The sequence below is a fragment of the Paenibacillus sp. ACRSA genome (genome assembly GCF_022346845.1).
Classification (GTDB): domain Bacteria; phylum Bacillota; class Bacilli; order Paenibacillales; family Paenibacillaceae; genus Paenibacillus.
On the sequence record NZ_JAKRNP010000002.1, the window covers coordinates 253,328 to 265,330 of the forward strand.

Consider the following 12,003-nt stretch of genomic DNA (forward strand, 5'->3'; position numbering starts at 1 on the left):
CAGTTGTTCTTCTACGATAACTGTCACTTAATCTGCTGTATTAATCCACTGATCCAATAGGCGGAATGTCTCAGAAGCTGTATGCACCATCCCGTCATGCTCTTCCGTCTTCGACACAGATTGAAGCAGAAGCTCCATGAACTCTTTCCATCTCGTTCTGGTGTCTTCACCATAAGCGTTAAAATAAGCAAGACCACGATCAGCCTCAATGGGCAAAAACTGCGACAATCGCTTGGTCATAATCTGACCACCATTCGTAGAACCTTCAATTACATAGAAATAGCCGAACAATTGAGCAGGAGAAGAAATGTCCGGCAATTGCTTACACAAGGGCAGATTTCGGATGTCCTCTTCACTTGAACCTAAATTCCGCAAATCGTTCTCTAGAAGAGCCGTTTTACCTCTGACTTCGATATCAAGACCTGTATTATTCCAAAAAGGCATGTGCACAGCCTGTTCTTCAATCGGTTTAATAAACCCATAGAATTTCTCCAGATATTGCTTATACTCTCCCAAGCTTATCGTTTGATTCATAATCTCTTTGGCATAAGGGTTAAGTTCAATTTGTCTATGATAATGAGCGGTCTCTGTTTTGAGACGTTCCATAAGATTGCTTGTTGTCATGAAAATCATCATCCTTTTTTATAAGTTCTCTTCATCCATAAACAGGACTTATTGCAGGTAATATCAGTTTAGATAGGATTAGATATTCCATTTTATCCGACAAAGATACTATGCTAGTATACTTTTTCTTGCGTGAGAAAACTACACCAATTCCCGGCATGTCAGCTGACATTCGATTCAAGGTTGTTACCGTAAGCTAAACCTAAATTCGGATCTAACCTGCATCTCCAAAATGCAAATAACATCCTTAACTCATTCATTATCCAAGGATCTCCGCATTGAAACAAACCTCCTGAATTCTGGACTATGAATGCTCACGCTCATCTATGTAAACCTAACAAACGGTCTCCAGTTCGTCTCATTTGAGGGTAGTTGACTCTAACCTCAAATGATACACTGTTCATATCACCTGTCACTGGAGGAATTATACATATGAAATTAACCATTCAAGATGTAATCCAACATCTCACGACAGACATAACGTTACCGGAAAATACAGTTGATCAACTATTAATTGGTTCAGCTGATCAAGACGTACAAGGCATTTTTGTCACCTTTATGCCAACACATCATGTGATTGAACACGCCGTTCGATTGAATGCCAATCTGATCATTTCCCATGAACCTCCCTTCTACAACCATCACAGCCATACGGATTGGCTCATGAATGACCCTGTCTATGAAGCCAAAAGAACCTTAATTCAGGAAGCAAATGTTGCGATATATCGCTGTCATGATGCTATTCATAGATACCAGCCAGACGGCATTACGGAAGGATTGATTCAGGCGTTGGGATGGTCAACTTATGTCGAGCAACACAGACTGGAAGCTGACATTCTTTCTTTTCCGGGTGGTACAACGGTTCAGGATATCGCTCACCATATAAAGAAAACCTTAGGTCTTGAATACGTGCGCGTTGCTGGTAGCTCAACCATGGATTGTAAGCGTGCAGCAGTCCTTGTCGGATTTCGCGGTAATGCTCCTCTGACCGTCCCTCTATTTCAGAATGAACAGCTTGATCTTATCATTGCAGGCGAAGGTTTCGAGTGGGAGACCCCAGAATATGTACGAGACGCTGTACAACAAGGGAAGGACAAGGCACTTATTATGATGGGACATGCGGAGAGTGAAGCATCTGGTATGAAACTTTTGGCTGACAGATTATCTACAGTGTTCCCTACAGTACCGATTCATTTTGTAGCGGATCAACCCATATTTAAAGTGTTATAACAAGTTGTTATATGTAATTCGATTCATCTTCAATTGAACTAGAAAGTTATCCAAAGCCCTTCTTGTGAGTGGCTTTTTGTTTTCTCTTCGTGTAATCTAAATGCTGTAACTTTGAAGCTCAGGACATTTGTCCTTGGCTTACAGAGCTGATTTGTCATTTAATAGAATTCGGAAGTTTATCGACAGTCTACATTGAACTGGAACTGTTGCAACATGCAGGATAAGGAGAGTACAACCATGAGAGGAATTATTTTTGCAATATTAGGCGGCGCTTGTATTACGCTACAAGGGGTTGCGAATACTCGGATTAGTACAGACATTGGCACATGGCAAGCCGCTACAATTACCCAGCTCACCGGATTCATTCTGGCGGCGCTTATTTTGATCGTTGTACGTGATGCTAACGTACAGGGACTCAAGCAAGTGAAGCCGTTATATCTCGCCGGCGGAGCATTCGGTGCTGTCATTATATTCAGTGAAGTATCAGCGATACAGCAAATGGGTGTGACCTTCACCATCTCTGCTCTGTTGATTGCACAATTGACGTTAACGTTTCTAGTCGATAGTAATGGATGGTTTGGTGTGGTGAAGCAAAAGATGAAACTGCCACAGTTTCTGGGCATTGCACTTATGATCACAGGAGTCATTATCATGAAGCTATAATTAGCTAGTTTAGGTCGGTGGGGGTGCATACCTAATGGAAGAAATCCATAATAACGAACAATTACTTCATTATCTTAAACAGTATCAACTGGAGACGGTATTTTACGAGCCACTGCGTGAACATATGACGTTATGTCATTTTGAGAAATGCGAACTCATCTGTCGTGAAGGAGAGGCCTCCGAATACTTATATGTGCTGGTTGAAGGCAAAATCAAAATCTTCACTACATCGTCTCAAGATAAAACATTAGTGCTCTGTTTCAAAACACCCTTGGAAGTCGTCGGTGATGTCGAATATGTTCGGGAGAGTAACATTGTTAACACGGTTCAAGCGGTCTCACCTGTAGTTATGCTGCGTATCCATTATCGTTATCTGGCTGAATACGCTGGCGAATACGCACCCATGCTCAAATTTCTACTAAAGATTATCTCCCATAAGTTCTATATCGACTCCAACTTCTCTAACTTTAATCTGATGTATCCTGTGGAAGTTCGATTAGCAAGTTACCTTCTCTCCATCTCTACCGAGGAGGATGGTACCGTATTTCATGAAGAATTGGATGCTTTCAATTTAACGGATATCGCGAATCTGATCGGCACAAGTTATCGGCACTTGAATCGTGTTATTCAAAAACTGTGTACGGATGGTCTCATTGAGCGTAACCAAGGCTTTATCCTCGTCAAAGATCGGGCAGGTCTACGGGAAGTGGCGGGTCATAACATTTATGAATAAGGAGCATTACAACCTATGATGATTACAGGTATTTTGCTTGCTCTGCTAGCAGGCGCACTTGTCAGTTTACAGACGATCTTTAACAGTAAAGTCAATGAGCGTACTGGCTCGTGGTCTACAACGACTATGGTACTGTTTACCGGCTTTTTGGCTTCGTTTCTAATCTCTATCCTAGTGGAGGGCAAAAATACGTTTAGCCTCCAGCATATGCAGCCTTGGTACTGGCTTAGCGGAGCGATCGGCGTTGGTGTGGTATTTTGTCTTGTGCAAGGCATGAAGCTTTTAGGCCCAACGTATGCCATTTCAATTGTGCTAACTTCCCAGTTAAGCTTCGCACTTCTATTTGATGCCATGGGATGGTTTGGGCTGGAGCAGATCCCATTCTCGTGGAATCAATTAATCGGTGTGCTCGTTATTGTAGGCGGAATTGTACTCTTTAAGTTTGGCGGTTCAATGAAGTCCTCGCGTGCTTCAGCACCAAGGACATGAGTAGACAGACATAGGTAAACAGAAAAAGGACGGCTCATTGTAATCAATGAGCCGTCCTTTTGAATATACAACTTTCCGTGAATCTGCAGCTTACTCTGCAAACTCCACGTTATGGTACACTTGCTGAACATCTTCGAGGTCTTCCAATGCATCGATCAACTTCTCGAATTGAACCTGTGCATCCTCAGGAAGTTCAATGTGGTTTTGTGCCAGCATCGTCAGCTCAGCAACCGTGAACTCGGTTACGCCCGCAGCTTTGAATGCTTCTTGAACGGCGTGGAATTGGTCTGGCTCGGCATATACGATTACCGCATCTTCTTCGTCCACAATGTCACGAACATCTACGTCAGCTTCGAGCAGAATCTCCAGCACTTCCTCGGAGTTCTTTCCTTCTACACCGATTACAGCCGTTGGATCAAACATGTATGCCACGGAACCGCTGACACCCATGTTTCCGCCGTTTTTGTTAAACGCAGAGCGCACTTCTGGTGCTGTACGATTCACGTTGTTGGTCAGTGCATCTACAATTACCATTGCACCATTAGGACCGAAACCTTCATAACGCAGTTCTTCATAGTTTTCATCCCCGCTGCCTTTTGCTTTTTCCATCGCACGGTCAATGATGGCTTTGGGTACATTATACGTCTTCGCACGTTCCAGCACGACTTTCAGTGCACGGTTCGCTTCCGGATCTGGTTCGCCTTTTTTGGCAGCTACATAGATCTCAACACCGAATTTGGCGTAGACCCGGCTCGTGTTTGCATCTTTTGAAGCTTTTTTTTCCTTAATATTATTCCATTTACGACCCATATCGTTTCCGCTCACTTTCAACATGTAATCTGCTTTCTACTTTGTCATTATATCTTGTTGAGCGTAGTTCAACAAGTTAATACCCACGAAATAATGGGAAAAACGACGACTGTTATTGATCTGAGTTTAAAGTTTAGCCATGGTTGTTCCTCTGATTCCACGCTTTATAGCGGTCATATCATCTTTGTTTATTTTTCTAGATTTAGTTAAACACAACAAGAAGCACCCCGTGAAGGAATGCTTCTTATGTTTCAAGTGACAAGAAAACGCTCGGATCTATCGTGCAATATTTCGGATGCAGTTAAGCATGAAATTGTCGGCCATCCAGCACCTCAGTAACATAACCTGCACGAATAACAAAGTCACCGAAATGCTCACCTTCATTACGCTGTGTCGCATATTGATTAATCATCGGAGTCAGCGTCTCCAGTATTTCGGTTTCGCCGATGTTTTCTTTGTACAATTTATTCAAACGATGTCCAGTGAAGCTGCCACCGAGATACATGTTGTATTTACCAGGCGCTTTACCAATAAACGAAATCTCTGCAAGCATGGGTCTTGCACAGCCATTCGGGCAACCTGTCATACGAACAACAATCTCTTCGTCTCGCAGACCAGCTTCATCCAAAATCGGCTCAAGCTTATCGATCAAGGATGGAAGATAACGTTCGGATTCAGCCATAGCAAGACCACAGGTTGGCAGTGCCACACAAGCCATCGAACTTCTCCGCAACGCTGAGTAATGTGCTCCGTCAGTTAGATGGTACTCTTGAATCAATGCTTCGATCTTTTTCTTCTTCTGGCTGCTGATATTACCGATAATCAGGTTCTGATTGGCAGTCAGGCGGAAATCTCCTGTATGAATCTTAGCAATCTCGCGAAGACCCGTCATGAGAGGATATCCATCGATATCTTTCACCCGACCATTCTGAATGAATAGCGTAAAGTGCCATCTACCGTTGCTGCCCTTCACCCAACCATAACGATCCCCATTATGATCAAAATGGAATGGACGTGCCGCTTCCAGACTCCAGCCCAGACGGCTTCTTAATTCCTCGACAAACCATTCTACTCCGCGGTCATCAAGCGTGTATTTGAATCGCGCATGTTTACGCACGGCACGATCCCCGTAATCGCGTTGAATTGTCACTGTTTTCTCAGCAACATCAATCATCTGCTCCGGTGTACAAAATCCAATCACCTTAGACACCTGCGGATACGTTTTGGAATCACCATGAGACATCCCCATGCCACCACCGACAGAGACGTTGAAGCCTTGAAGTTTTCCATTTTCCACAATCGCGATAAAACCAAGATCCTGTGAGAATACATCTACATCATTAGATGGTGGAACGGCAATACCAATTTTGAACTTACGTGGCAAATATACTTTTCCATAGATTGGCTCTACTTCTTCGTCGTTCTCCTGGGAATCAATGATTTTCTCTCCATCCAACCACAACTCGTGATATGCACGAGTACGAGGGTCAAGATGATTACTCACCTGACAAGCCCATTCGTATACTTCTGCATGAACATCCGACTGATTAGGATTCGGATTGCACATCACATTCCGGTTAACGTCCCCACACGCAGCAAGTGTGCTCAGCAAGGAGTCATTTACTTCACGAATCGTATTTTTGAGATCCCATTTCAATACGCCATGCAACTGGAAGGATTGACGTGTGGTCAAACGAATCGTGTTATTCGCATATTTGTGCGCGACACGATCCATCATAAGCCATTGTTCAGGTGTTACAATCCCGCCTGCAGCACGGACACGCAGCATGAACTGATAAGCAGGCTCAAGCTTCGACTTATTACGTTCATTACGAAGGTCACGATCATCCTGCATATAACTACCGTGGTGTTTCATCAAACGGTTGTCGTCCTCAGGAATTGCACCAGTAATTCGATCTGCAAGCGTTTCAGTAAGACTTCCGCGCAAGTAATCACTTTTGATCTTTATATCTTCCACATCACTGTTCGTGCGCTGTGGGTTAAGTAAATTATTATAAACCATGCTGCTTTCTCCTCTCGTTTCTACGGGGTGCCCTTGTGACAATGGATGAATTAATACACGTCCCGCTGATAACGTTTCTCCTGTTGCAATCTTGTCAGATATTCCGCTGCTTGCTCAGGAGTTAGACCGCCCTCTTGCTCCAGAATAGTTGCAAGTGCTCTATGAACGTCATGAGCCATCCTTTTCTCATCTCCGCAAACATACACACTCGCACCTTCTTGAAGCCACTGATACAGCTCTTTGCTGTGCTCCAACATGCGATGTTGTACATAAACTTTCTGCTCCGTATCACGCGAGAAGGCTACATCCATCTTCGTGAGAACACCGTCTTTGAGCCAGCGTTGCCACTCCGTCTGGTAGAGGAAGTCTGTAGAGAAATGCTGATCACCGTAGAACAACCACGATTTACCCTCCGCTCCAGTCTCTTCACGTTCCCCAAGGAAAGATCGGAATGGAGCCACACCTGTACCGGGGCCCACCATAATAATTGGGGTATCGGGATTCTGCGGCAGTTTAAAGTTAGGATTGTGCTGAATATATATTGGCAGTGAGTCGCCCGCTTCAATGCGCTCAGCCAGATGTACGGAACATACACCGTAGCGTTCTCTTCCCCGTGATTCATAACGAACTGCACGCACTGTAAGGTGTACTTCATCGGGGAATGACTTCGCGCTGCTAGCAATTGAATACAATCGCGCTGGAATCTTCCGCAATACCGCCACAAACTGCCCAGCCGGAATGCCTTGCAGTCCATAGTCCTGAACGATATCGAGCAGATCACAGCTGTTCATCACTTTGCGGAACTCTGAATCATCTGCAAGCAGATCAGACAGACCGCTCTCTGGTTTTAATTTAGCTAATTGCTCAACTACCGGTTTGGTCACTGCAGTAATCTCGAAATGACGCAATATTGCTTCACGAAGTGATACCTGATCACCTGCTCTGTTCACAGTAACACGCTCATCTGCGTTCCATTCCATCGCAGCAATCAATTCATCAACAAGGCGAGGGTGGTTCTCTGGGAATACGCCTAGACTGTCGCCGGGCTCATAATTCAGATTCGAACCTTCAAGTGACAATTCTACATGGCGTGTTTCACGATCCGATCCTCTACCATTCAAATTAAGATTTTCCAGCACTTCTGCCTGAAAAGGATTCGTACGACTAAATTGAGATTCACCGCCGCTAACTGCTGCTACGACTGCTTCACTCGTCACTGATCCGGTCGAAGTCGCTGCAGTACTTAATGAAGCCAATACATCGTTCATCCATTCTGCAGCCAGTTCGTCAAAATCAACATCACAATCAACACGTGGAACGAGTGGTGTACCACCAAGCTCCTGCAAACGAATATCAAAATCCTTGCCTGTCTGGCAGAAGAATTCATATGATGTATCTCCCAATGCCAGAACCGAGTATCTCAAGCCATCAAGCTTAGGTGCTCGTTTGCTATTCAGGAATTCATGGAGTGGAATCGCATTATCAGGTGGTTCACCTTCACCATGAGTACTCACCACGATTAGGAGATTCTCAATTTTTTTCAGTCCGTTCGGTTTGAAATCTCCCATTGAAGATAAGGTAACTTGCAGCCCCTGTTCTTCGAGCTTTTTAGCCAATTTCTTAGATAGTCCACTCGAATTCCCCGTTTGAGAGCCAAAGAGCACGGTCACTTCTTTTGACGCAACAGGTGTATTTTCAGTCACAAGGCTTGTCGTCTGAACAGTCTGAGTTGCAATCGAACCTGACGCCCCTACTACGCATCCTTGTTGTGCAGCTATATATCCGCTCAGCCAAGCCCGTTGACCATCGGTCAGAGTCGGAAGAAGGCGATTGAGCAATTCCACCTGTTCCTGATTAAAAGGGCTGTTAGTCACTTGTAGTTCCACCATTGTCCACCTCACGCATTGCTTCGATTTTAATTCCTACTAAAATGATCATATTAATAAATTTCTACTACATTGAACCTATCACACCCAATGGTGAGGGTCAATTTCAATGATTTTATACCATTTATCAGTTTCTCTAATAAAGGACAAAAAACAACAAAACCACCCTCTCGATCTGAGGATGGTTTTATGCATCATTTTAACAAGTTATAATCGACGTTGAGGTATAATCACTAAAACGATTTTCAAGAACTAGTCAGCTATGCAGCAGATATTCATGATCCATTGCTGTCCCCATTTACTCCGGTGACAGCTTACAAACTTGCTCATCGTATTAATAAGATCTGGTCCCACTCTGGGCTTTCATTGCCTAACAATGACGCCAATACAATAGCAACTCCGGCAGCACCATTTAAAAGACCTGCTTCATCAAGATTTAGCAATTTACCATCAATCAAGTTTACATCATGATATCCAAATTTAGATGTAGGATCGTAAAAATCTAATACACTCTCAACAAGGCGATCACGCATTAATCCTAATGTTGGTTCACCTGTGTCGGAATACATCCGTTGGATCAGCTGCAGCCAGCCAGCCAGTCCATGACACAATGTTGCTGATATCATGCCCCCATTGTTCTCGATCCGAGCTTCCATGTCCATATAGGCCTGAAGGGCAATTCGTGACCATTCATTATTCTGTAAGGCTTGACTTGCTAGCCAAATGGAGCGTGCAATTCCTGGTACACCGTAACACCATGAATCTCTTGGGAACAATAGATTTTCATTATTCAGGCTACCGTGCTTCCATTCCTCATATGAAACTTTCCCAGGCCAGTATACTCCTTTGTCTCCTTCAACCTTCCAATTGACGAGCCAATGAGTAAGTTCATGAACTTTATCTCCTAACTCTTTAGATTGTACTCCATTAATTATGGCTATACTCATTAACGCTATTGGTCCTGAAATTCCATGGGAAATACCGAGGTTAAAGTTACCATTAGGATATTTGTCTTTCTCATATGCTAAAAATTGATTCTGTGAAGAGATATGCCAACCTGGTATTTTTTCTGTACCCAAACTCTTGGGAACGCAAAATAGTTGAAACCAAGTTACAATGTGGTGCCACACATCTCTCATACCCGGACGATCATAAAAGGATAATACGATTCTGCCTATTCCACTTAAGCCCATAATCGTATCATAATCACCCATTTGTAAGTGGCTTTGTTCCCAATGTGTTATTAGCTCCTTCACTCTTTGACTAGCAAGCTCTTCCATCCATGTGGCAATTTGATCGATCATGGACTGATAACGTGTCCCATTACGAGATAATGAGCGAATAGCCAACAATATGCCTGATAATCCTCCATATAACGAAAGGTCACGAAGTCCCGTTTCCTCCAGTTTACGCTGTATTTCTTTTAAATACTGATGTCCTATTAAATCCCATCCGGCATTCGGCTCAAGTTGATCCAGTTGACCTATCAATAAGCATATGCCAGGATAACCACTACTTAAGCTTTCTCCAATCCAACGTTCGACTTCTAATCCATCAACCTTTAATTTAGCGTTCTGCGATTTCTGCAATACCTCATTTGGGTCTCTGAAGTGTTCAGCGATGTCTTTCAGAACATCACTTACTCTATCTCGAAGATTCCCTTCTAGTGGAAGCCATCTCAAGGTATCATTCATTGTTTTGTTCAAGACTGGTATACTTCCTCTCTACTACTTTCGTCACTGAAAGATTTAGCTTGGATTTGATACATCTCGGCGTAAGCACCATTACGTTGAAGCAATGCCTCATGTGTTCCCTGCTCAATTACTTTGCCATCCTCCATAACAATGATCCGATGAGCAAGGCGAGCTGAAGACAGGCGATGAGTGATAAAAATCCCTATTTTATCTTTCATTAAATCTAGAAATAGCTCCAGCAAATCTCGTTCTGCAACTGGATCCAAAAAGGCACTAGGCTCATCTAAGATATACAAATCTGCATTACGCATAAATGCTCTAGCTATCGCAAGTCTCTGCCACTGACCACCAGATAATTGCTGTCCATCTTCGAACCATTTTCCTAACTGAGTATCCAGACCTTGAGGTAAAGTACGAATGACCTGATCAATGGATGCATACTTCGCAGCATCTAATATGATGTCATCTTGATCCATTTGTTCTAATGAACCAAAACCAATGTTTTGTCTAACTGACATTTCATAATGAACAAAATCTTGAAAAACGGCTCCTATTTTCTTTTGATAATTCATTAAATTGTATTCTTTAATGTTATGTCCGTTCACCAAAATATTTCCATTAAAGTCGTCATACAGTTGCATCAATATTTTCATCAGTGTAGTTTTTCCCGATCCATTTTTCCCAACAATTGCAACCGTCTCTCCTTTATTAAAAGTGAGTGATACATTGTTCAACACTTGCTTCTCCTGACCTAAATACTGGAAGGATACATTCCTTAGCTCCAGCTGCTCAATACTAAATGAACTGCGTTTGTCGGCAATCATTCCTAATTCATTGCTTTGCTCAGACGAACGCATTAATGGATCTGATGTAGGGAGATCAATGAACAAAAATAATTGCTCCATGTATAGATGATTTTGAGAAAATTGCAATAAATTCCTCATGATGCTCTGCACTTGACTTTGGGTGAGCATTATAGCTTGAATATATCCATAGAGACTGCCAATCATTAACGTGTTACGTAGCGTTTCTTTGATAACTAACCACACTAACCACAGCATCACTGCAAGTTCAACTAAATTGTAAACCAAGGTATACTTCGTCAGCTTACCCAGCATTTTTTTATCGACTTTGTAAAAACCTTCGAGTAGCCCGGAGTATCTGTTCAATAGATACGAGCTTAATTGAAATATTTTCACTTCTTTCACGGCGCGATCATTAGTTAATAGATACGTAAGATACCAAGATTGGCGATAATATGGAGTTCGTTCCATATAAATCTCGAATTGTTGTTTATTGATTTTGAATAATGAGTAGAGTGATGCTAAAGAAACAACAAGGATAATAGGCACAGTCCACCATTTCCATAAAAATAACCATGTTGAAGAAGATATTACCGTGATAAGACTTGAGGCAATCCCTGCCAATTGACTATACAATTGATAGGGGCGGAACCCAGCTTCCTGACTTGCACGTTTCAACTGATCATTAATGGATGAGTTCTCATAGTCCGCGAGTCCAAGTTGAGTTGATTTTTGGCAGATCATGATATTCAATGACTTAGCGAGCGAATTTTCCAAGTTTCCTTCTACAAATGTTTGTCCAGAATTAATAACCAATTTCGCTAAATATAGCAATACAAATACTGCAAAGGGGATCAACACGATATCTACACCATTAATCATAGTAGATGATATGGCGTTTAATAGATTTTGCATAACGATTAGACTAAAAAAAGGAACGAGACCTTGCAGGATATGCAAAAACGAACTCGCAAAGAATTGGCCTTTGTTTGTCTTATAAATTAATAGAAATAACTTGCCACTGTTTTTAGTTGAGTTCCACATAAAG

General features: G+C 42.6%; 10 protein-coding genes. 4 read left to right on the top strand and 6 right to left on the bottom strand.

Features of this window, described 5'->3' with window-relative positions:
• Window positions 1-27: 27 nt before the first annotated feature.
• Window positions 28-624 (bottom strand): biliverdin-producing heme oxygenase, encoded by a 597-nt coding sequence (locus tag MH215_RS06005; protein WP_239289118.1) that lies wholly within the window; start codon window positions 622-624, stop codon window positions 28-30.
• A gap of 432 nt (window positions 625-1,056) precedes the next feature.
• Between MH215_RS06005 and MH215_RS06010 the strand changes: the two genes are divergently transcribed.
• From MH215_RS06010 to MH215_RS06025, 4 genes are all read left to right on the top strand, one after another.
• Window positions 1,057-1,854, top strand: coding sequence for a Nif3-like dinuclear metal center hexameric protein (locus MH215_RS06010; RefSeq protein WP_239289120.1), 798 nt, complete (start codon window positions 1,057-1,059; stop codon window positions 1,852-1,854).
• A gap of 237 nt (window positions 1,855-2,091) precedes the next feature.
• The gene (locus MH215_RS06015; RefSeq protein WP_145048565.1) at window positions 2,092-2,517 is read left to right on the top strand and encodes a DMT family transporter; all 426 of its coding nucleotides are present in this window, start codon (window positions 2,092-2,094) and stop codon (window positions 2,515-2,517) included.
• Window positions 2,518-2,551: 34 nt separating this feature from the next.
• Window positions 2,552-3,250: a Crp/Fnr family transcriptional regulator gene (locus tag MH215_RS06020; protein ID WP_239289122.1), complete on the top strand. Its 699-nt coding sequence runs from the start codon at window positions 2,552-2,554 to the stop codon at window positions 3,248-3,250.
• An 18-nt stretch (window positions 3,251-3,268) separates the two neighbouring features.
• Window positions 3,269-3,739 (top strand): DMT family transporter, encoded by a 471-nt coding sequence (locus MH215_RS06025; RefSeq protein ID WP_239289861.1) that lies wholly within the window; start codon window positions 3,269-3,271, stop codon window positions 3,737-3,739.
• A gap of 90 nt (window positions 3,740-3,829) precedes the next feature.
• On the opposite strand, the gene MH215_RS06030 is transcribed toward MH215_RS06025, so the two are convergent.
• The 5 genes from MH215_RS06030 to MH215_RS06050 form a co-directional block, all read right to left on the bottom strand.
• Window positions 3,830-4,549: a YebC/PmpR family DNA-binding transcriptional regulator gene (locus MH215_RS06030; RefSeq protein WP_145048685.1), complete on the bottom strand. Its 720-nt coding sequence runs from the start codon at window positions 4,547-4,549 to the stop codon at window positions 3,830-3,832.
• 301 nt (window positions 4,550-4,850) lie between these two features.
• Window positions 4,851-6,572 (bottom strand): assimilatory sulfite reductase (NADPH) hemoprotein subunit, encoded by a 1,722-nt coding sequence (cysI, locus tag MH215_RS06035; RefSeq protein ID WP_239289124.1) that lies wholly within the window; start codon window positions 6,570-6,572, stop codon window positions 4,851-4,853.
• 50 nt (window positions 6,573-6,622) lie between these two features.
• Window positions 6,623-8,458 carry an assimilatory sulfite reductase (NADPH) flavoprotein subunit gene (locus MH215_RS06040; protein WP_239289862.1) on the bottom strand — a complete coding sequence of 612 codons (1,836 nt, stop codon included), beginning with the start codon at window positions 8,456-8,458 and terminating at the stop codon, window positions 6,623-6,625.
• 326 nt (window positions 8,459-8,784) lie between these two features.
• A complete protein-coding gene (locus tag MH215_RS06045) occupies window positions 8,785-10,164 on the bottom strand; it encodes a lanthionine synthetase C family protein (RefSeq protein ID WP_239289126.1) in 1,380 nt (459 codons plus the stop codon).
• Entirely contained in the window at window positions 10,161-11,999 is a 1,839-nt protein-coding gene (locus tag MH215_RS06050; protein ID WP_239289128.1) for an ABC transporter ATP-binding protein, read from the bottom strand. The genes MH215_RS06045 and MH215_RS06050 overlap by 4 nt, the downstream gene beginning before the upstream one ends.
• Window positions 12,000-12,003: the final 4 nt, after the last annotated feature.